The 19,696-nt window shown below is 69.4% G+C and carries 16 protein-coding genes; 7 read left to right on the forward strand and 9 right to left on the reverse strand.

Going from position 1 to position 19,696, the window contains the following annotated elements; translation table 11 throughout:
• Nucleotides 1-3: 3 nt before the first annotated feature.
• From BKN51_RS23860 to iolD, 6 genes are read left to right on the forward strand one after another with little or no spacing between them, the layout of a single operon-like run.
• Nucleotides 4-1,053, forward strand: coding sequence for a substrate-binding domain-containing protein (locus BKN51_RS23860; protein WP_101609713.1), 1,050 nt, complete (start codon nucleotides 4-6; stop codon nucleotides 1,051-1,053).
• Nucleotides 1,050-2,084 (forward strand): ABC transporter permease, encoded by a 1,035-nt coding sequence (locus BKN51_RS23865; protein ID WP_101609714.1) that lies wholly within the window; start codon nucleotides 1,050-1,052, stop codon nucleotides 2,082-2,084. The genes BKN51_RS23860 and BKN51_RS23865 overlap by 4 nt, the downstream gene beginning before the upstream one ends.
• Complete coding sequence (locus tag BKN51_RS23870) at nucleotides 2,081-2,866, forward strand: ATP-binding cassette domain-containing protein (protein WP_101609715.1); 786 nt, start codon at nucleotides 2,081-2,083, stop codon at nucleotides 2,864-2,866. Before BKN51_RS23865 ends, BKN51_RS23870 begins: the two co-directional genes overlap by 4 nt.
• Nucleotides 2,863-3,795 (forward strand): 5-dehydro-2-deoxygluconokinase, encoded by a 933-nt coding sequence (gene iolC / locus BKN51_RS23875; protein ID WP_101609716.1) that lies wholly within the window; start codon nucleotides 2,863-2,865, stop codon nucleotides 3,793-3,795. Before BKN51_RS23870 ends, iolC begins: the two co-directional genes overlap by 4 nt.
• Nucleotides 3,792-4,682 carry a 5-deoxy-glucuronate isomerase gene (gene iolB / locus BKN51_RS23880; protein WP_101609717.1) on the forward strand — a complete coding sequence of 297 codons (891 nt, stop codon included), beginning with the start codon at nucleotides 3,792-3,794 and terminating at the stop codon, nucleotides 4,680-4,682. Before iolC ends, iolB begins: the two co-directional genes overlap by 4 nt.
• A complete protein-coding gene (gene iolD, locus BKN51_RS23885) occupies nucleotides 4,679-6,520 on the forward strand; it encodes a 3D-(3,5/4)-trihydroxycyclohexane-1,2-dione acylhydrolase (decyclizing) (protein WP_101609718.1) in 1,842 nt (613 codons plus the stop codon). Before iolB ends, iolD begins: the two co-directional genes overlap by 4 nt.
• A 299-nt stretch (nucleotides 6,521-6,819) precedes the next feature.
• Here iolD and BKN51_RS23890 read toward each other — a convergent pair whose 3' ends face one another.
• From BKN51_RS23890 to BKN51_RS23905, 4 genes are all read right to left on the reverse strand, one after another.
• Nucleotides 6,820-7,680, reverse strand: coding sequence for an NAD(P)-dependent oxidoreductase (locus BKN51_RS23890; RefSeq protein WP_101609719.1), 861 nt, complete (start codon nucleotides 7,678-7,680; stop codon nucleotides 6,820-6,822).
• Nucleotides 7,681-7,783: 103 nt separating this feature from the next.
• Entirely contained in the window at nucleotides 7,784-8,362 is a 579-nt protein-coding gene (locus BKN51_RS23895; protein ID WP_233223010.1) for a TetR/AcrR family transcriptional regulator, read from the reverse strand.
• Between the two features lie 48 nt (nucleotides 8,363-8,410).
• Nucleotides 8,411-9,157 carry a maleate cis-trans isomerase family protein gene (locus tag BKN51_RS23900; protein WP_101609721.1) on the reverse strand — a complete coding sequence of 249 codons (747 nt, stop codon included), beginning with the start codon at nucleotides 9,155-9,157 and terminating at the stop codon, nucleotides 8,411-8,413.
• A gap of 22 nt (nucleotides 9,158-9,179) precedes the next feature.
• A complete protein-coding gene (locus tag BKN51_RS23905; protein WP_101613422.1) occupies nucleotides 9,180-12,971 on the reverse strand; it encodes an amino acid adenylation domain-containing protein in 3,792 nt (1,263 codons plus the stop codon).
• A 176-nt stretch (nucleotides 12,972-13,147) separates the two neighbouring features.
• Here BKN51_RS23905 and BKN51_RS23910 point away from each other — a divergent pair, with 176 nt between their 5' ends.
• Nucleotides 13,148-14,014, forward strand: coding sequence for an alpha/beta fold hydrolase (locus BKN51_RS23910; protein WP_101609722.1), 867 nt, complete (start codon nucleotides 13,148-13,150; stop codon nucleotides 14,012-14,014).
• Here BKN51_RS23910 and BKN51_RS23915 read toward each other — a convergent pair.
• From BKN51_RS23915 to BKN51_RS23935, 5 genes are read right to left on the reverse strand one after another with little or no spacing between them, the layout of a single operon-like run.
• Nucleotides 13,983-15,041 (reverse strand): NAD(P)-binding domain-containing protein, encoded by a 1,059-nt coding sequence (locus BKN51_RS23915; protein ID WP_101609723.1) that lies wholly within the window; start codon nucleotides 15,039-15,041, stop codon nucleotides 13,983-13,985. The two genes, BKN51_RS23910 and BKN51_RS23915, sit on opposite strands and share 32 nt — an antisense overlap.
• Before the next feature lie 50 nt (nucleotides 15,042-15,091).
• Nucleotides 15,092-15,730, reverse strand: coding sequence for an SRPBCC family protein (locus BKN51_RS23920; RefSeq protein WP_101609724.1), 639 nt, complete (start codon nucleotides 15,728-15,730; stop codon nucleotides 15,092-15,094).
• Nucleotides 15,731-15,749: 19 nt separating this feature from the next.
• Nucleotides 15,750-16,604 carry an FAD binding domain-containing protein gene (locus BKN51_RS23925; RefSeq protein ID WP_101609725.1) on the reverse strand — a complete coding sequence of 285 codons (855 nt, stop codon included), beginning with the start codon at nucleotides 16,602-16,604 and terminating at the stop codon, nucleotides 15,750-15,752.
• On the reverse strand, nucleotides 16,601-19,039 hold the full coding sequence (locus BKN51_RS23930; protein WP_101609726.1) for a xanthine dehydrogenase family protein molybdopterin-binding subunit: 2,439 nt from the start codon (nucleotides 19,037-19,039) through the stop codon (nucleotides 16,601-16,603). Before BKN51_RS23930 ends, BKN51_RS23925 begins: the two co-directional genes overlap by 4 nt.
• Nucleotides 19,039-19,569: a (2Fe-2S)-binding protein gene (locus tag BKN51_RS23935; protein ID WP_101609727.1), complete on the reverse strand. Its 531-nt coding sequence runs from the start codon at nucleotides 19,567-19,569 to the stop codon at nucleotides 19,039-19,041. Before BKN51_RS23935 ends, BKN51_RS23930 begins: the two co-directional genes overlap by 1 nt.
• Between the last annotated feature and the right edge of the window lie 127 nt (nucleotides 19,570-19,696).

The following is a 19,696-nucleotide window of genomic DNA, read 5'->3' on the forward strand; positions in this document are numbered from 1 at the left end:
ACGATGTCCCATCGCTTGAGGAAATGGCGCAGCAACGGAACCTACGAGGAGGACTCCACGCGGGTTCCCGGGAAGACACTGAAGGCGGTCTTGGTGGCCGCGGCGGGACTTTTGCTCCTGTCCGCGTGCACCGGGCCGAAAGCCGAGGAGAAGCCCGTGGCGGCCACGGGTCCGGTGACGAGCCTGCCCAGTGGGCCGCTGCGGGTCGCGGTCATCTCGCACGGCACGGCGGGCGACGCGTTCTGGAACGTGGTCAAGAACGGTGCCGAGGAGGCGGGCAGGCAGCTCGGCGTCCAGGTCGAGTACAACTCCGACGGGGATCCCGGCAACCAGGCCAAGCTGGTCGACAACGCGGTCGCGCAGCAGGTCGGCGGGCTGGTGGTGTCCATGGCGAACCCGGAGGCGCTCAAGACCTCGATCGAGAACGCGGTCCGCGCGGGGATCCCGGTCATCACCATCAACTCCGGTGAAGACAAGAGCGCGGGCTACGGCGCACTCACCCACGTCGGGCAGAACGAGACCATCGCGGGCGAGGAAGCCGGGAAGAAGTTCAAGGAACTCGGCAAGAAGAAGCTGCTCTGCGTGGTCCACGAGGCGGGCAACGTCGGGCAGGCGCAGCGCTGTGACGGCGCCAAGGCCGGCTTCACGGGCGACGTGCAGACCCTTCAGGTCGACATCAGCAACCCGGCCGACGCCGAATCCCGGATCCGGGGCGCGGTGCAGACGGACACCGCCCTCGACGCCGTCCTGACGCTGAACTCGCAGGTCGCCGCGCGGGCGGTGAGCGCGATCAAGGCGGTCGGCTCGCAGGCCCAGGTCGGCACCTTCGACCTGAACACCGACGTGGTCGGCGCGATCAAGGCGGGCGACGTGGTCTTCGCGGTCGACCAGCAGCAGTACGAGCAGGGCTACCTCCCCGTCCAGTTCCTCAAGCTCTACCGGGACAACGCGAACGTCGTCGGCGGCGGGAAGCCGGTGCTCACCGGGCCCGACCTGGTCGACAAATCCACTGTGGACACCGTCGGCCAGTACGTGCAAAGGGGCACGCGATGACAACCACCACCCTCGACGAACGGATCGCGAAACCGCGCCTGCTCGACAGGCTGGTCGTCCGGCCCGAGATCGGCGCGCTCCTCGGCGCCGTCGTCGTCTTCCTGTTCTTCACCCTCGTCACCGACCAGTTCTTCAGCGGCAGCGGCGTGGCGACCTGGCTGGACGACGCCTCGACGCTCGGCATCATGGCGGTCGCCGTGTCCCTGCTGATGATCGGCGGCGAGTTCGACCTCTCGGCGGGCGTGATGACGGCGTCCACCGCGCTCGTCACCGCGACACTCGCGACGCAGGCGGGCTGGAACGTCTGGCTCGCGCTGTTCGCGTCCCTGGTCTTCGCCCTCGCGGTCGGCGCGTTCAACGGCTGGCTGGTGATGCGCACCGGGCTGCCCAGCTTCATCGTCACCCTGGGCACGTTCCTGGCGCTGCAAGGGCTCAACCTCGGCGTCACGCGGCTGGTCACCGGCACCGTCCAGGTCTCCGGGATGCGGTCGACCGACGGCTACGAGTCCGCCGGTTTCGTCTTCGCGTCCACAGTGGACGTCGGTGGGACGGCCTTCCAGATCTCCATCGTCTGGTGGATCGGGTTCGCCGTGCTGGCGGCCTGGCTGCTGGTCCGGACCCGGTTCGGCAACTGGATCTTCGCCGTCGGCGGCAACGCGCCCAGTTCCCGCGCGGTCGGGGTTCCGGTGGTGCGCACGAAGATCATGCTGTTCATGACCACCGCGCTCGCCGCGTGGCTGGTCGGCTCGATCAACATCCTGCGGTTCGCCAGTGTCCAGGCGAACCAGGGCATCGGACTGGAGTTCCAGTACATCATCGCGGCCGTGATCGGCGGCTGCCTGCTGACCGGCGGCTTCGGTTCGGCGATCGGCGCCGCGATCGGCGCGCTGATCTTCGGCATGGCGCGGCAGGGCATCGTGTTCGCCCGCTGGGACAGCGACTGGTTCATGCTGTTCCTCGGGGTGATGCTGCTGTCCGCGGTCCTGGTCAACAACGCCTTCCGGCGGCGCGCGGAAAGGGTCCGGCGATGAGTCATCTCCTCGAAGTACAGGACGTCGGCAAGACCTACGGCAGCGTGATCGCGCTGCGCGACGTGTCCACCGTCGTCAACGCGGGCGAGGTGACCTGCGTGCTCGGCGACAACGGCGCCGGCAAGTCCACCCTGATCAAGATCCTCGCCGGGGTCCACCAGCACGACAAGGGCGAGTTCCTGGTCGAGGGCGCGCCGGTCAAGTTCGCCTCGCCGCGTGAGGCGCTCGATCGCGGTATCGCGACGGTGTACCAGGACCTGGCGGTCGTACCGCTGATGAGCGTCTGGCGGAACTTCTTCCTCGGCTCCGAGCCGACGGTCGGCTTCGGCCCGTTCCGGGCGCTGGACCGGAAGAAGGGCCGCGAGACGACCAAGAAGGCGTTGTCCGACATGGGCATCGACCTGCGTGACGTCGAGCAGCCGGTCGGCACCCTGTCCGGCGGCGAGCGGCAGTGCGTCGCCATCGCGCGGGCGGTGCACTTCGGGGCGAAGGTGCTGATCCTCGACGAGCCGACGGCCGCGCTGGGCGTGAAACAGGCCGGTGTCGTGCTCAAGTACGTCGCGCAGGCCCGTGACCGCGGGCTCGGCGTCGTGCTGATCACGCACAACCCGCATCACGCGTACCCGGTGGCCGATCGCTTCCTGCTGCTCAAACGGGGCGCTCCCCTCGGCACCTACGAGAAGTCCGAGATCGACCTGCCCGAACTGACCCGGCAGATGGCGGGCGGCGCGGAACTGGAAGCCCTCGAACACGAGTTGCGACAGGTGGAGTCCCCTTCATGACCGCTCTCGAAGCACTGACCGTCGGCCGGGTCGGGGTGGACCTCTACCCCGAGCAGAGCGGCGTGCCACTGGCCGGGGTCAGCACCTTCGCCAAATCGCTCGGCGGCACCGCGACCAACGTCGCGGTCGCCGCCGCGCGGCTCGGCCGCTCGACGTCGGTGCTGACGAAGGTCGGCCCGGACGGCTTCGGTGACTACGTACGGCATGCGCTGCGGGAGTTCGGCGTGTCGCCCGATCACGTCGGGACGTCGGCGGGGCTGCAGACGCCGGTGGTGTTCTGCGCGCTGAACCCGCCCGCGGATCCCCCGCTCTTGTTCTACCGGTCCCCCATCGCCCCGGACCTGACCCTCACCGAAACCGACGTGCCCTGGGACGTCGTGGAAACGGTGCCGCTGCTGTGGGTCACCGGGACCGGGGTGTCCGTCGAACCGGCACGCGGCACCCAGCGCAGGATGCTGGAGCGGCGCGGACGCCGGTCGCATACCGTGCTGGACCTCGACTTCCGGCCGATGTTCTGGCCGGACACCGAGACCGCGCGGGAAGAGATCGGCTGGATGCTCGACCACGTCACGGTCGCCGTCGGCAACCGCACCGAGGCGGAGGTCGCGGTGGGGACGGCGGACCCCGACGAGGCCGCGGCGCGGATGCTGGCCAGAGGTGTCGAGCTGGCGGTGATCAAGAAGGGCGCCGAAGGTGTGCTGGTGGCCACCGCCGAGGGCAGCTGGACCGTGCCTCCCCAGCGGGTCGAGGTCGTCTGCGGGCTCGGCGCCGGGGACGGGTTCGGCGGTGCGCTGATCCACGGGCTGCTGTCCGGCTGGGATCCGGTGCGCATCGCCGCCTACGCCAACGCGGCGGGCGCGCTCGTCGCGTCCCGGCTGGCCTGCGCCGACGCCATGCCCACCGCCGACGAGATCGAGGAGTTGCTGTGAGCAAGCTGCACCGTCCACTCGGGACGCTTTCCGACGAGCGGGACCCGGTCCGGCTGACCCCGGACTCGGCGGGCTGGACCTACAGCGGGTTGCGGGTGCTTTCGCTGGCCGCCGGGGAGACCAGGGTCGTGCGCACCGGCGAGTACGAGGCCTTCGTACTGCCCCTGGCGGGGGCTTGCACGGTCCGGGTCGACGGACTGGTCTTCGAACTGGCGGGGCGGGACTCGGTGTTCACGCGGGTCACGGACTTCGCGTACGTGCCGCGCGACGCCGAAGTCGAGTTGTCGACAGCCGGTGGGATCGAGGTCGCGCTGCCGATGGCGCGGTGCACCCGTCGTCTCGAACCGCGCTACGGACCGGCCGAGCACGTGCCGGTCGAGGTACGCGGAGCGGGGCAGGCGACGAGACAGGTCACCAACTTCGGGGTGCCCGGCGTCTGGGACCACGCCGACAAGCTGAACGCCTGCGAGCTGATCACCCCCGGCGGCAACTGGTCGTCCTACCCACCGCACAAGCACGACGAGGCGTCCGAATGCGAGGTCGTCAACGAGGAGATCTACTACTTCCGCGTCGCCGGGCGCGACGGTGTGACGCCCTCGCGCGAAGGTTTCGGTCTCCACCGGACGTACACCTCGGACGGCGAGCTGGACGAGGACGTCGCGGTCCGGGACGGCGACGTTTTCCTGATCCCGCGCGGTTATCACGGTCCCTGCGTCGCGGCGCCGGGCTACCCGATGTACTACCTGAACGTCCTGGCCGGTCCCGCCGCGGACCGGTCGATGGCCTTTTGCGACGACCCCGCGCACAGCTGGGTCCGCGAGACCTGGAACGACCAGGAACTCGATCCACGCTGCCCGGTCACGAGTCACGAAGGGCGAGTGTCATGAAGCTGACCACGGCACAGGCCCTGGTGCGCTGGCTGCTCGCGCAGCGCTCGGAAACCCTGGACGGACGGGAAGTCCCGTTGTTCCCCGGCGTGTTCGCGATCTTCGGGCACGGCAACGTCCTCGGTCTCGGTACCGCGCTGGAGGAGCACCGCGACGAGCTTCCTTTGTGGCGTGGGCAGACCGAACAGGGCATGGCGCTCGCGGCGGTCGGCTATGCCAAGGCGACCCATCGGCGCCAGGTCGGCGTGGTGACGTCCTCGATCGGGCCCGGCGCGCTGAACATGGTCACCGCGGCCGGGGTCGCGCACGCCAACCGGCTGCCGGTATTGCTGCTCCCCGGCGACACCTTCACCAGCCGCGCGCCGGATCCGGTGCTGCAGCAGGTGGAGCACTTCGGCGATCCGACGGCCACGGTCAACGACGCCTTCCGCCCGGTGAGCCGGTACTTCGACCGGATCACCCGGCCGGAACAACTGCTGTCGACGCTGCCGCAGGTCGCCAGGGTGCTGACCGATCCGGCGGACGCGGGCCCGGTGACACTGGCGCTGCCCCAGGACGTCCAGGTCGAGACGTACGACTTCCCGGACGCGCTGTTCGAGCCGGTGACACATCGCCTGCTGCGCCCGCGGCCCGACCGCCGGGCCCTCACCGAGGCGGCGGGCGTGCTGCGGGCCGCGCGGAAACCGTTGCTGGTGCTCGGAGGCGGCGTCCGGTACTCCGGCGCCGGCGCGCGTGCGCTGGCCTTCGCCGAACGGCACGGCATCCCGGTCACCGAAACCACGGCCGGGCGCACGCTGGTCCCCCACGGCCATCCGCTGCACGCCGGGCCGCTGGGGGTCACCGGCTCGGCCTCCGCGAACGTCCTGGCCGCCGAGGCCGACGTCGTGCTGGCGATCGGCACCCGCTTGCAGGACTTCACCACGGCGTCCTGGACGGTGTTCTCGTCCGATGTCCGGCTGATCACCCTGAACGCCGCCCGCTTCGACGCGGTCAAGCACGGCGCGCTGGCCGTGGTGAGCGACGCCGACGCGGGCCTCTCAGACCTCGCCGCCCAGCTGGAAAGCTGGCAGGTCGATCCTTTGTGGACGGAACGCGCGGTGGCGGAACGCGGCCGGTGGGACGCGCACATCGACTCGCTGCGCGGCGTTTCCGGCGAGGTGCCGACCTACGCCCAGGTCGTCGGCGCGGTCAACGAGCTCTCCGAGCCGGACGACTACGTGATGACAGCGTCCGGCGGGATGCCGGGGGAACTGATCGGCGGCTGGCGCGGATCGGGTTCGGTCAGCATGGACGTCGAGTACGGGTTCTCGTGCATGGGTTACGAACTCGCGGGTGCTTGGGGCGCCGCGATGGCGCACACCGGTGGCCTGGTCACCACGATGCTCGGCGACGGCTCGTACCTGATGCTGAATTCGGAGCTGTTCTCGGCCGCCTTCGCCGGGCATCCGTTCGTGGCGGTGGTCTGCGACAACGACGGCTACGCGGTCATCGCCCGCCTGCAGGAAGGCCAAGGCGGCAAGCCGTTCAACAACTTCCTCGCCGACTGCCGGAGCGCGCACGCGTCGCCGCCCCGGGTCGACTTCGCACGGCACGCGGAGTCGCTGGGCTGCGCGGTCTTCACCGCGTCCTCCTCGGGCGAGGTGCGGGCGGCCTACGCGAAGGCGCGGGAAACGGCGGTAGCGGAGAAGCGGCCGGCGGTGGTCGTGGTCCGGACCCAGCCGAACTCGTGGACCGAGGCCGGCGCCTGGTGGGAGGTCGGCGTCCCTGAACACCTTTCCGGGCGGGAAGGCATCGAAGACGGGAAGTCCGGGCAGGTGCGATACCTGAAAAGTCATTGAGGGGAAGGGCGAATGTGTCGTGTTCGTGAGCCGGGACCGGTGGCGGGGTGAAGGCTCCCTTAGCCGCGTCCGACGCCACGAAGGCGCCTTCAGCCCTAGCCAGGCACGGGCCGCCCGGGACAACGGTGTTGCGAAAGCCACGTTCGCACCCTTCGACGTTGCGAAAGTGGCTTTCGCAACACCCACCCGCGACCGACACCGAAGGACGGCACGAGCACGCCACGTTGCCTTACCCCTCAAGCAAGTAAACGGGCGCGACCGCGTTCAGCGGACCGAACGCGGCCGCGCCCGACCCCCGCCTATTTGTCGAAGCTGGCGAAGTATCCGGCCGCCATGTCCTCGTCGCCATGCCCGGCTTCGGAAGCTCGGGCGAAGCGGGCCCGCCCGGCCTCGACGACGTCCATCCGGACCCCCGCGCGACCCGCGGCTTCGAGTACCAGCCTGGCGTCCTTCGCGGCGTTGTCGACGGAAAACGCGGTGGTGTAGTCGTTCTTGAGGATCGCGGCGGACTTGCCCTGGAAGTAACCGTTGTCCATCGGGCCGCCGGTGACGACGTCGACGAAGTGCCGCGGGTCGACGCCGAGCCCCTCGGCCAGCGCCAGCGCCTCGCCGACACCGTGGGTCAGCGCGATCACCCAGGTGTTCAACACCAGTTTGAGCCTGCTCGCCGCGCCGGAACGGCCGTCTTCGCCGACCCACACCGTGCGCTTGCCGATCGCGTCGAACAGCGGCTGGACGGTCTCGCGCACCTCGTCCGCGCCCGCGGCCAGCACGATCAGCTGGCCCTGTTCGGCGGGCTGACGGGTGCCCTGGACCGGCGAGTCGACGAAGACGAGGCCCTGCTCGTCGGCGTAGGCGATCAAGTCGTCGACGGCGTCGCCGACGGTGCTGAGCTGCACCCAGATCGTGCCGGGGGCGGGGGCGGCGGCGCGGATCGCCTCGAGCGCCGCCGGACCGTCGGTGAGGATCGTGAAGACGACAGGCGCGCCTTCGACCGCTTCCGCGGCGCTCGCCGCGACCTGGACACCGTCCCCGGCCAGGGCTTCGGCCTTGGCCGCGGTGCGGTTCCAGGCCCGGACGGTGAATCCGGCCTTGCTCAGGTTGCGGGCCACCGGGGCGCCGATGATTCCGGTGCCGAGCACCGCGACGGTCTCCGTCATGACTTGCCTTCACTCCTAGCGCTCGATAGTGGAACCCTCGTTAAAGAACGAGGGCGAAGGAAATCCGCGCGGGCGCGGGGGTCTGGTTACGAAACCTGGAACATCAGAACGCCTGGATGGTGGTTTCGACTACTTGGGTGAGCGCCTGCCGGTCCGCGGTCTTGCCCAGCACCCGCAGGCCGTACATCGCGGCGAGGGTGAACCGCGCCAGCGCTCGCGGATCCTGGTTCGCGCCGATCTCGCCCTCCTGCCGCGCGGCGGCGAACTCGACGTGGAACGCGTTCTCCACCCGCTCGAAGTTGTGGCGGACGCGGGCGGTGATCTCGTCGTCGATCCCGCCGAGTTCCAGGGCGGCGTTGACGGCGAGGCAACCGCGGTGCCCGGCCGAGGAGTCCAGCTCGTCGTCGACGACGTCGGTCAGGACCCGCCTGACCCGCTCGCGGATGGTGCCCGGCGCGGCCAGCATCTCCTCCACCCGCGTGGCGGAGGTTTCCTCGTAGCGGCGCAGCGACTCCTTGAAAAGCTGCTGCTTGCTCGAAAACGTGTGATACAGGCTGCCGCGCCCGAGGCCGGTGCCGTCGACCAGGTCCTGCGCCGACGTGGCCGCGTAGCCCTTGCGCCAGAACGTGCCGACGGCCGCGTCGAGCACTTCGGTGGGATCGAATCCCTTCGGACGGGGCATGGCGTCCAGCATCGCACGTTCTGTAACGAGCAGTCAAATAGCAGCGGGTCAGTGCGCCGACAGCAGGGAGCCGAATCCGCGCACGCTGTCGGCGATGCCGTTCTGGCGCAGGGCGTACCAGTACAGGACGGTGTTGTTCGAGATGACCGGTTTGCCGAGCCAGAACTCGGCGGCCGCGGCGAGGCGTGCCATGGCGACGTTGGTGCCGACCTGGACGATGGCTTCGACGTCGGCGCTGTCGATCGTCTTGACCGCGTCCCGGAGTTCGGCCTCGGAGACGTGGGAGATCCTGGCCGGGCTCGACCTGCCGAGGCCATGGAGCCTCAGCAGGTCGTAGCCACTGCCGGAGAAGAACCGGCTCACCGGATCGTCGCCCACCGGCAGGTACGGCGTGATGACCGCGATCCGGCGGGCGTCGTACGCCGACAGCGCGGCGTTGATCGCGTCCGGGCTCATCGTCACCGGCCGCCCGCCCGCGGCCTCCCTCATCGTGTCGAGGACGCGGCCGTGCGACCCCGGCCCCTTCCAGTAACTCTCCGGCGAGACCCCGATGATCACGCAATCGGGGTCGCAGCCGGTGACACTCTCGATCGCCGGGTGGGTCGACGTGCGGATACCGCGCATCACCCGGTCGAAGCCGGGCGCGTCGACCATCGGATCGTCGGCGATGACCATCCGTCCGGTGTGGTTGGTGACGCCGTCGGGTCGCATCGCGTCCAGTTCCGGCTGGGCCGAGGTGTTGGTGGACGGGACGACGACGCCGACCTTGAGGCGGGGACCGAGAGAGTCAGTCACGGGCTGGTTTCTCCTTCGTCGGTCAGCGCCCCTTCCCGGCACGGATCGCCGACACCAGTTCGCCGACCCCGCTTTCCTTGAGGACGCTGTAATGGTCGCCTTCGAGCGTGACCACCTCCGGCGGCGTGGCCGAATATCCGGAACTGTTCTCGACGAACGAGTAGTCGTCGCCGTCGGCCTTGAAGAGGGTCACCGGAGCCATGATCCGCCGCCGCGCGAGTTCGCGGAAGCTGTAGTCGAACTCGTAGGTCTCCTCGACGACGCGGACGATCCGCCGGATCAGCTGTTCGCCGAGGCCGGGCAGCAGCTTTGCCACGAAGGTCACGAATCCGTCCTCGTCACGGACGGTTTCCCGGCAGGCCAGCGGTTCCGGTCCGGAGATCGACCCGATGAAGACCGACAGCAGGATCGTCAGGTAAGCCGGGTTCGTGTAGCTGGCCACCTTTTCCCCGCCGCCTTCGACCTCGGGGTTCCCCGGGCAGATCAGCAGCAGTTCGGTCACCCGCTGTCCCTGCCGCTCCAGCTGCCACGCCGTTTCGAAGGCGACCCGCGCGCCGAACGAGTAGCCCCACAGCGTGTACGGCCCCTCCGGCTGGACGCGCCGGATCTCGGCGACGTCGGCCTTCGCCATCTCCTCGACGGTGGCGTAAGGCGTCTCGTCCGCGTTGATGCCGTGCGCTTGCACCCCGTAGAACGACCGCCCCAGGCCGATTTCCGTGGCCAGCGACCGGAGATTCATCGGATAGCCGCCGAGTCCCGGCCAGCAGAACACCGGATCGCCACCACCGGTCACCAAGGGGACCAGCCGCGACGACGGCCGGGTGGAGTCCTCGCCGATCCGGGCGGCCAGGTCGGCCAGCTTCGGGCACTCGAAGACGACCTGCAGCGGCAGCCGCGTGCCGTATTCGCGATTGATCCGGTTCACCAGGGAGACGGCGGTCAGCGAGTTGCCGCCGGCGGCGAAGAAGTCGTCCCGGACCGAGACGTCGTCGTACTTGAGCGCCTTGCCCCACGCCTCGGCCAGCCACCGTTCGTGACCCGTCGAGGGGGCGACGTACGGCGTGTCACCACTCGAGGACCGGACGGCGTCGGTCTCCGCCAGCGCCCTGGCATCGACCTTTCCGTTGGCGGTCAACGGCAACTCGTCCAGCACCAGCACCCGGTTGGGGATCATGTAGTCGGGCAGGATGTTCGCGAGCTCGTCCCGGATCATCTCCGCCGGCCCCTTCATGTGCACGGCGTCTTCGCGCATCCCTTCGCTGCTCATCTGCTCCGGGCTCACCTTGCCGCCGACGAAGAAGTACGACGGACCGGGGGCGATCCCCTGCCCGGCGAGGATGTCGTCGATCCGCCGGGCGGCCGGCAGCGGATTGCCGCTCTTCGAGCTGTAGCCCGAGGACATGAGACCGAGCGCCGAACCGTTGCGCTGCAGGCGATGCAGCTTCGCGCCGAGGCCGAGGTACTCGAGCCACCCGTCGGCGGTGCGGCTGACCGCGGTGATGCCGAAGCCCGCGCGTTCGTACACCTGCTGGTTGATCGCGATCACGTGCTTGGCTTCGATCAGTTTGCCGGAGATCCGCTCGAAGTCCCCGTCCCGCCAGCGATAGGTACCGGCGGGCAGGCCTTCGACCCGGTCCGGATGGGCTTGCACGAACAGTTCGGTGTCGTCCCGCCGCGGTTCTCCGTCGTTGGCGTGCAAGGAGAACGTGCCGAGGTAGTGGTCGTCGGCGGCGGCACCGAGGTGGAGGGCCACCTCGGGGTCGAACGCCGACGGGCTGATCGCGAGGCCGTACCCGGGCAGGATCTCCTCGAACACCCCGACCATGTGACCGGCTTCGAATTCGAGGACCTCGCGGATGTTGTTCTTGTAGACCGGTTCGATGGCCCCGGTGCGGCCGAGGAAGTGCACCGAATGCCCGGTTCCCGCGCACTCGCCGATCCTGATCAGCGCGTGGTCGATCGGGTGGTAGTAGTAAATGCCGGAGCCGAGCCCGTCGAGACCGCTGGTCTCCAGGTACAACTGCGTCGCGTACAGCGCGCCCGGCGAGGCGTAGGAGTACTTCGGCAGCAACCGTTCGTCGCTTTGGAAGCGGCCGAACCACCGCAGCAGCTCACCCAGTTCGGCGAACGCGAGCTCACCGGGTTCGCGGGAAAGCGTGCTGACCTGGCCCGGCGTCAGGAGCGCGGCGAGATCGTCGCGAGTGACGGCGCCACCCTCGTAGTAGCGATAGGTCTTGCGGGCGAAGACTTCCCGCCGCTGTGAGGCGGTCTCCTGCTTGCCAGGCAGCGCGACGGCCGGAAGGCCCGCGACGTCACGGACGCCGGGATTCGACAGCTGCGCCTTGACCTGCAGCTTGCTGGCCTTGGACTGGTGGTGCCCGCCATGGTTGCCCTGGTCCATCACCGCGGCTTCGCGCGGATTCAGTTCCACACACGCGACGAGCGCCTGGGAACCGGTCCGCGCGTCGTCGGTCACCACCGCCGCGGCCCGGCGCACCCACGTGTGCTCCTCGATCGCCACCGCGATCTCGTCCAGCTCGACGCGGTAGCCGCGCAGTTTGACCTGGTTGTCGGCGCGGCCGACGAACTGGATCGTGCCGTCGGGGTTCCAGTAGGCGAGGTCACCGGTGCGGTACAGCCGTTCGGTCGGCACGAACGGGTTCGGCACGAACCGCTCGCGCGTCTGCTCCGGCCGGTTCAGGTAACCGCGGGCCAGCTGGACACCGCCGATGTACAGCTCGCCCGTCTCCCCGATGTCGACCGGGGCGAGTTCGGTGTCGAGCACGTAGCACTGGGTGTTGTCGACGGGCACGCCGATCGAGATCATCCCGGCGCTCTCGTCGATCGTGTCCGGGTCGACGAGGTGGGCGGTCGCGTTGATCGTGCATTCGGTCGGCCCGTAGAGGTTGACCAGCCGCGCCGACGGCAGTTCACGGCTGAGTTCCTTGGCCAGCTGCCGCGAAAGCGCCTCACCGCCGGAGAACAGCTTCCGCAGCGTGGTGCAGGTCGCGAAGCGTTCCGTGTCGAGCAACGCCTGCAGCAGCGTCGGAACGCACTGCAGAGTGGTGACGTCGTGCTTCACCACCGTGTCGATCAGCGCTTCGGGATCGCGGAAACCGCCCGGCTCGCTCATCACCACGCGGGCGCCCGCGGCGGGCGCCAGGATCTCCCACTGCGCGGCGTCGAAGCTCATCGGCGTCTTCTGCAGCACCGTGACGTCCGTGCCCAGGTGTCCGCAAGCCTGCAGCCAGCGCATCTGCGACACGACGCTGTGGTGTTCGATCATCACGCCCTTCGGCCTGCCGGTGCTGCCGGAGGTGTAGATGACGTAGGCGAGCGAGTCCGGCCGGGGCCCTGGCGGGACCTCGCCGGTCTCGCCGCGGACGTCGGCCACGGACACGATCCGCGTCCCGGCGGGCACCAGCCCGGCGAGCCGTCCGGCGAGGTGCGGCTGCGTGACGACGACGCCGGTGCGGCTGTCTTCGAGCATGTACCGCAGCCGGTCTTCCGGGTATTCCGGGGACAACGGCAGATAGGCGGCACCCGCCGCGAGGATGCCCCACGCGCCGGTCATCAGGTCCGCGGAAGGCTCGACGTAGAGGCCGACGGGATCGTTCGCGCCGATCCCCAGTCCCGTGAGGTGCCCGGCGAGTTCCCTGCTCGCTTCTTCGAGCAGGCGAAAGGTCAGTTCCCGATCTCCGTCGACGACGGCGATGGCGTCCGGCTGTGTCCTCGACCAGTGCCCGAGCAGATCAGGAAGGCAGGTACCGGAACGGACGCGATGAAGCGGCGTGACGTTGTCGGTCGACGGCATGGTCATCCCCCAGTGCGAATTTCGTGTTTTCTGGTACTCGGGTCAAAGGAGTGATGCGGACATCCCGAGATACCGTCCGATAAACGAGAATCCGAAAAGCGCCCGGCAGACCATTCTTTGCCTCCCTTTCGGGCGACGGTCCTCACCGGCCGCCGGAGTACGCCACAATCGGAAGCATGATTCCGACTTTCGTCTTCGTGCACGGTTCCGGAAGCGCGGCGCACGCCTGGTCGGCGACCCAGCGGGAAATGGCTTCGCACGGCCATCGGACCCTCGCCGTCGATCTCCCCGGCCGGGGAGCGGGGATCACCCGGGCCTACCACGAACAGGACCTCGAAACCTTCGCGGCCGAACCGTCGGTGATGAGCGACCTGACCCTGGACGACTTCACCGGGGTGGTCGTCGACGCCGTCCAGCGGGTGCGCCACCACGGCCCGGTCGTCCTGGTGGCGCACAGCTTCGGCGGGCTCCCGGTCACCGCCGCCGCCAACGCGATCCCCGAACTGATCGACCGGATCGTCTACGTCGCCGCCCAGTGCCCGGTCGACCGCGCCCCCGGGGAGTACGCGGTGCTGCCCGCATGGGCGTCCGCCGGGTTCTTCACCGCCATCGCCCCACTGCTCCTCGGAGATCCGGTGGAGCAGGGCTTCGTCCGGGTCAACTGGCGGGGCGCCGACCGCGGGCGACGCGCCGCACTTCGCGACGCCGTCGCCGCCGAACTCACCGAGGACGAATTCCTCCAGGTGATCGTCACGAGCCAGCCGGACGAGGTGTTCTGGCTGACCGGCCCCGAGTGGGACGTCCGTGCCGACAAGGATTCCTGGGGCCGGATCCCGCGTACGTTCGTCAAGCTGACCAGGGACCATTCGTTACCGCTCGCCGTCCAGGACCTCTACATCGCCGAGGGCGACGCGCTCACCCCGGACAACCCGTTCGACGTCCGCGAACTCGCGAGCAGTCACGCCGGTTTCTTCCGGAAGCCCGCCGGGCTGGCCGGGATCCTCGACGACCTCAGCCTCCGAGCAGGCGCCGGATCTCGGTGACGGCCGTGCGGCCCGCCCGGTTCGCGCCGACGGTGCTGGCGGAGGGGCCGTAGCCGACCAGGTGCAGGCGCGGTTCGGCGACGACCCTGGTGCCGTCCATCCGGATCCCGCCGCCAGGCCCGCGCAGGCGCAGCGGCGCGAGATGGTCGATGGCGGCCCGGAAACCGGTGGCCCACAGGATGACGTCGGCGGGCTCGGCGGTGCCGTCCGCCCACACCACGCCGTCCGGGGTGATCCGCTCGAACATCGGGTGCGGGTCGAGGATCCCCGCTTCCCGTCCCGCCCGTACCTCGGGCGTCACCGCCAGATCGGTCACGCTGACGACGCTTTCCGGCGGCAGCCCTTCCCGGACCCGCCTGTCGACCTTGGCGACGGCCTCGCGGCCCCAGTCCTCGCTGAACGGCTCGTCGCGCCAGACCGGCGGACGCCGGGTCACCCAGCGCGTCGACCGCGCGAACGGCGCGATCTCCAGCAGCAGCTGGACGGCCGACGCTCCACCGCCGACCACGACGACGCGCTTGCCGCGGAAGTCGCCGACGCCGGTGTAGTCGGCGGTGTGCACCTGACGGCCGAGGAAGGTCTCCTGCCCCGGGTAGTACGGCCAGAACGGCCGGTCCCAGGTGCCGGTCGCGCTGATCACCGCGCGGGCGGCCCAGGTTTCCGTCGCGCTCGCGACGACCAGGCGGTCTTCCTCACTGCTCACCGACAGGACGTCGACAGGGCGATGGACCGGAAGGTCGTAGGTGCGCTCGAAGCGGCCGAAGTACTCGGAGACGACGTCGGCGGCGGGCAGTTTCGGGTCCGGGGTGCCGAAGGCCATCCCGGGGAGGTCGTAGATGCCGTGGACCTTCTCCACGAGCAGCGAAGGCCAGCGGTACTGCCACGCGCCGCCAGGCCGTTTGCCGTGGTCGAGCACGACGAAACCCGCCTCGTTGGCGAATCCCGCGCGGCGCAGGTGATATGCCGCCGACAGCCCGGCCTGGCCCGCCCCGATCACCGCCACGTCGACTTCGTGATCCGCCTTCATACCGGGTTCAACGGCTCACGACGGCCGCTATTTCGCGCTCTGGGTCACAGTCAGCGCTTCGAGGCGCGGACGATCGCGACGATCAGGAGCACCCCGGCGAGCGCGACCAGCACCGGCGCCACCCGTTTGACCACGGACTCGCCCGCGTACTCCATCAGGTCGATGGCCTCGCCCTCCGCCACCGGTTTCACCGCCTTCAACGGTGGACGCTCCGGGGTTTCGGGCTTTTCGGGCTCGGGTGCGGCCGTCGTGCCGAGCTTGCCGGACAGGCAGTCCGCGAACGAGTCGAGGATCTTGCCGCCGACCTCGGAGATCATCCCGCGCCCGAACTGCGCCGGTTTGCCGGTGACCGCCAGCTCCGTGGAGACGGCGCCATGAGTGACGCCGTCCTTCTCGGAGAGGGTGAGCGTCACCATCGCCGACGCCGTACCCGCCCCCCGGGCGTCCTTGCCGGACGCCTTGATCACCACTTTCCTCGCGTCGGCGTCCTTCTCGACGAAATGGCCGGCTCCCTTGTAGAGCAGGGAGATCGGCCCGAGCTTGACCTTCACCGTGCCTTTGAAGGCGTCCCCGTCGACTTCGGTGACGGTGGCGCCGGGCATGCACGGCGCCACCCGTTCCGGGTCGACGACGGCCTTCCAGACCTCGTCGACCGGGGCGGGAACGGTGAATGCGTGGTCGAGCCGCACGGGCCGACCTCCCTTTCTCTCAAGAACCTGCCGCGGCGAGGACCGCCCGGCCGGTCAGCACCCTGGCGAGATGCTGTCGGTATTCGACGTCGGAGTTGCCGTCCGCCGTCGGGTTCGTGCCTTCGGCCGCGTGTTCGGCCGCGCCGCGGATCGCCTCGGCGGTGGCCGCACAGCCGACCAGCGCCGCTTCGACCCCGGCCGCCCGCACCGGTGTCGAGCCCATGTTGGTGAGCGCGACCCGCGCCTCCTCGATGGTGCCCGCCTCGATGCGGACGCAGGCCGCGACCGCGACCATCGACCACGCCTGCGCGACCCGGTTGAACTTCTCGTAGTGGGCGTGCCAGCCGGTGTGCTTCGGCACGCGGACCTCGACCAGGATCTCGTCCGCGGCGAGCGCGGTGGTGAACATGTCCTGGAAGAAGTCCGCCGCGGCGATCGTCCGCCGCCCGCCCGGCCCGGCGACGACGAGTTCGCAACCGAGCGCGAGGACGGGGGCCAGCAGGTCGCCCGCCGGATCGGCGTGCGCGATGGCTCCGCCGAACGTGCCGCGATGGCGGATCTGCGGATCGGCCACCGTGTCGGTGGCGGCCTTGAGCAACGCGGCGTGCTCGGCGATCAGCGTGTCCCGCTGGACGTCGTAGTGCGTGGTCATCGAACCGATGACCAGCGCGTCGCCGTCCTCGCGGACGCCGCGCAGTTCGCCGATCTTCCCGAGGTCGATCAGCGTGGTCGGCGTGGCCAGCCGCATCCGCAGGACCGGCAGCAGGCTTTGCCCGCCTGCCAGCACTTTGGCGTCCTCGCCCGCTTCGGCGAGGGCGCTGATCGCTTCGTCCACTGTGGACGGAGCGACGTAGTCGAACGGAGCCGGGATCACTGGGCACCTCCGGAAGCGTCGATCGAACCGAGGCCGCCACCGGCTTCGGAACCCAAGCCGCCCTCGGCGGTCGTCTGGTGCTGGATGGCGTGCCAGACCCGCATCGGGGTCAACGGCATTTCGATGTCGTTCACCCCGAAGTGCCGGACGGCGTCGATTACGGCGTTGACCACCGCCGGGGTCGAGGCGATCGTGCCCGCCTCGCCGACTCCCTTGGCGCCCAACGGGTTCGTCGTCGACGGCGTCTCGGTGCGGTCGGTGGTGAAGTTGGGCAGATCCGCGGCCGACGGCAGGAGGTAGTCGGCGAACGTGCCCGTCGTCAGCGTCCCGCCTTCGTCGTGGACGGCCTCTTCGAACAACGCCTGCGCGATGCCCTGCGCGAGTCCGCCGTGCACCTGGCCCTCCACGATCAGCGGGTTGACCGCCACGCCGACGTCGTCGACGCAGACGTAGGAGCGCAGCTTCACGCGCCCTGTCTCGGTGTCGACCTCGGCCGCGCACAGATGCGTTCCGTGCGGGAAGGAGAAGTTCTCCGGATCGAACGTGTCCGACGAGTCCAGCGAGGGTTCGACCCCGTCCGGCAGGTCGTGCGCCGAGAACACGGCCCACGCGATGTCCTGGATGGACGTCGAGGAATCCGTGCCCTTGACGGAGAACTTGCCCGCTTCGAACTCGAGGTCGTCCTCGGCGCACTCCATCATGTGCGCCGCGATCGGCTTGGCCTTGGCGAGCACCTTGTCCGCCGCCTTGACCACCGCGACCCCGCCGACCACCAGCGACCGGGACCCGTAGGTGTCCATGCCCTTGTGCGAGGACTGGGTGTCGCCGTGGATGACCTCGATGTCCTCGAACGGGACCCCGAGTTTGTCGGCGACGATCTGGCTCCAGGCCGTCTCGTGCCCCTGGCCGTGCGCGGAGGCGCCGGTGATGACCTCGATCTTGCCGGTCGGCAGCACCCGGATGTCCGCGTGTTCCCAGCCGCCCGCCGCGTAGTCGAGCGAGCCGAGCACCCGCGACGGCGCGAGGCCGCACATTTCGGTGAACGTCGAGATGCCGATGCCGAGCTGGACCGAGTCGCCCGATTCCCGCCGCTCCTTCTGCTCCCGGCGGAGACCGTCGTAGTCGAAGAGTTCCTTGGCCTTAGCGGTGGCGGCCTCGTAGTTGCCCGAGTCGTAGGTCAGCCCGGCCACCGTGGTGAACGGGAACTCCTCGTGCTTGATCCAGTTCTTCTCGCGCAGCTCCATCGGGTCCATGCCGAGTTCGACGGCGAGTTCGTCCATGATCCGCTCGATCCCGAACGTGGCCTCCGGCCGCCCGGCGCCGCGGTACGCGTCGGTGAGCGTGGTGTTGGTGAACACGTTGGTGCAGGCGAAGTGGTACGCCGGGAACTTGTAGATGGCGTTGAACATGAACGCGCCGAGGATCGGCACGCCGGGACCGACGAGCCCGAGGTACGCGCCCATGTCGGCGAGCAGCTCGACCTTGAGGCCGGTCACCGTGCCGTCGCGGTTCGCGGTGATCGTGAGGTCCTGGATCTGGTCGCGGCCGTGGTGCGCGGCGACCATCGTCTCCGAACGGGTCTCGTTCCACTTGACCGGTTTTCCGAGCCGCCGCGCGATCAGCGTCGCCATCATCTCTTCGGGCAGCACGGCGATCTTGCCGCCGAACCCGCCGCCGACGTCCGGCGCGATCACCCGCACCTTGTGCTCGGGGAGGCCGAGCGTGGCCGCGGTCATCGTCTTGAGGATGTGCGGGACCTGGGTGGCCGACCACATGACCAGCTGACTGCCGGTCGGGTCGACGACGCACGCCCGCGGTTCCATGAACGCCGGCACGAGGCGCTGCTGGCGGAACCGCCGCTTGAGGACGACTTCGGACTTCGCGATCGCGTCCTCGACGTCGGATCCCGTTCCCGCGGCGGCGGAATCGAAGACCCAGACGGCGTTCTGGTTGGTGCCGAGATCTTCGTGCACCAGCGGCGCGCCCTCGGCGAGCGCGTTCTCGAGCCCGAGGACGACCGGTAGTTCGTCGTAGTCGACGTCGATCGCTTCGAGCGCGTCATGCGCTTCGGCCGACGTGCGGGCGACGACCACCGCGACACCTTCACCGGCGAAGTTCACCGTGTCCGAGGCGAGGATGGGCCGCCTCGGCGATTTCATGTCCGGCGTGATCGGCCACGCGCACGGCATGCCGATGGCGCTTTCGGGGTCGAGGTCCATGCCGGTGAACACCGCGACGACCCCCGGCGCCGACTTCGCCTCGGAGACGTCGATCGAGACGATCTTGGCGTGCGCGAACGGGCTGCGGAGCACCGCGAGGTGCAGCATGCCGGGGAGGGTCAGGTTGTCGGTCCAGCGCGTCCGGCCGGTGATGAGGCGCTCGTCCTCCTTGCGGCGGCGCGACTTGCCGACCTCCGGTTCGATCGTGGAGGTCATCACTCACCACCCGCGCCGACGCGGGAGGCGGTGTCCGAGGCGAGCCGCTCGGCTTCGGGACCCGCACCGGGCCGCATCTGGTGGGCGGCGTCGCGCACCGCGCGGACGATGTTCTGGTAGCCCGTGCAGCGGCACAGGTTGCCTTCGAGTCCTTCTCGGACGGCCTTTTCGTCCGGATCGGGATTGTCGGCGAGCAGGTCGATCGACTGCATGATCATGCCGGGAGTGCAGAAACCGCACTGGAGCGCGTGATTCTCGTGGAAGGCCTTCTGCACCGGATGCAGTTCGCCGTCGCGGGCCAGTCCCTCGATCGTGGTGATCTCGCAGCCGTCGGCCTGGACCGCGAGTACCGAACAGGATTTCACGCTGTGCCCGTCGAGGTGGACGGTGCAGGCGCCGCAGTTGCTGGTGTCGCAACCGACCACGGTGCCTACCTTCCCGACCCGTTCGCGCAGATGGTGCACGAGCAGGGTGCGGGGCTCGACGTCGTCTGTGTAGCTGGTGCCGTCGACGGTGACGGTGATGCGCATCAGGCCTCCAAAAGCAAGAGAAACCCCGCGCTGGTCCGGGGTCGTTCGGGAGCGGCCGTACATTCGGTTGTCACGGACCGACCCCGGGATGACCGTGATCGGACTCACAGTCGAGCGTGCTACTTCT

The organism is Amycolatopsis sp. BJA-103, from assembly GCF_002849735.1.
Lineage (GTDB): Bacteria > Actinomycetota > Actinomycetes > Mycobacteriales > Pseudonocardiaceae > Amycolatopsis.

Excerpts from the sequence above, each read along its gene's own strand:
- BKN51_RS23860 (WP_101609713.1), top strand. The coding sequence starts at position 4 with ATGTCCCATCGCTTGAGGAAATGGCGCAGCAACGGAACCTACGAGGAG.
- BKN51_RS23865 (WP_101609714.1), top strand. The coding sequence starts at position 1,050 with ATGACAACCACCACCCTCGACGAACGGATCGCGAAACCGCGCCTGCTC.
- BKN51_RS23870 (WP_101609715.1), top strand. The coding sequence starts at position 2,081 with ATGAGTCATCTCCTCGAAGTACAGGACGTCGGCAAGACCTACGGCAGC.
- iolC (WP_101609716.1), top strand. The coding sequence starts at position 2,863 with ATGACCGCTCTCGAAGCACTGACCGTCGGCCGGGTCGGGGTGGACCTC.
- iolD (WP_101609718.1), top strand. The coding sequence starts at position 4,679 with ATGAAGCTGACCACGGCACAGGCCCTGGTGCGCTGGCTGCTCGCGCAG.
- BKN51_RS23890 (WP_101609719.1), bottom strand. The coding sequence starts at position 7,680 with ATGACGGAGACCGTCGCGGTGCTCGGCACCGGAATCATCGGCGCCCCG.
- BKN51_RS23895 (WP_233223010.1), bottom strand. The coding sequence starts at position 8,362 with ATGCCCCGTCCGAAGGGATTCGATCCCACCGAAGTGCTCGACGCGGCC.
- BKN51_RS23905 (WP_101613422.1), bottom strand. The coding sequence starts at position 12,971 with ATGCCGTCGACCGACAACGTCACGCCGCTTCATCGCGTCCGTTCCGGT.
- BKN51_RS23910 (WP_101609722.1), top strand. The coding sequence starts at position 13,148 with ATGATTCCGACTTTCGTCTTCGTGCACGGTTCCGGAAGCGCGGCGCAC.
- BKN51_RS23915 (WP_101609723.1), bottom strand. The coding sequence starts at position 15,041 with ATGAAGGCGGATCACGAAGTCGACGTGGCGGTGATCGGGGCGGGCCAG.
- BKN51_RS23930 (WP_101609726.1), bottom strand. The coding sequence starts at position 19,039 with ATGACCTCCACGATCGAACCGGAGGTCGGCAAGTCGCGCCGCCGCAAG.
- BKN51_RS23935 (WP_101609727.1), bottom strand. The coding sequence starts at position 19,569 with ATGCGCATCACCGTCACCGTCGACGGCACCAGCTACACAGACGACGTC.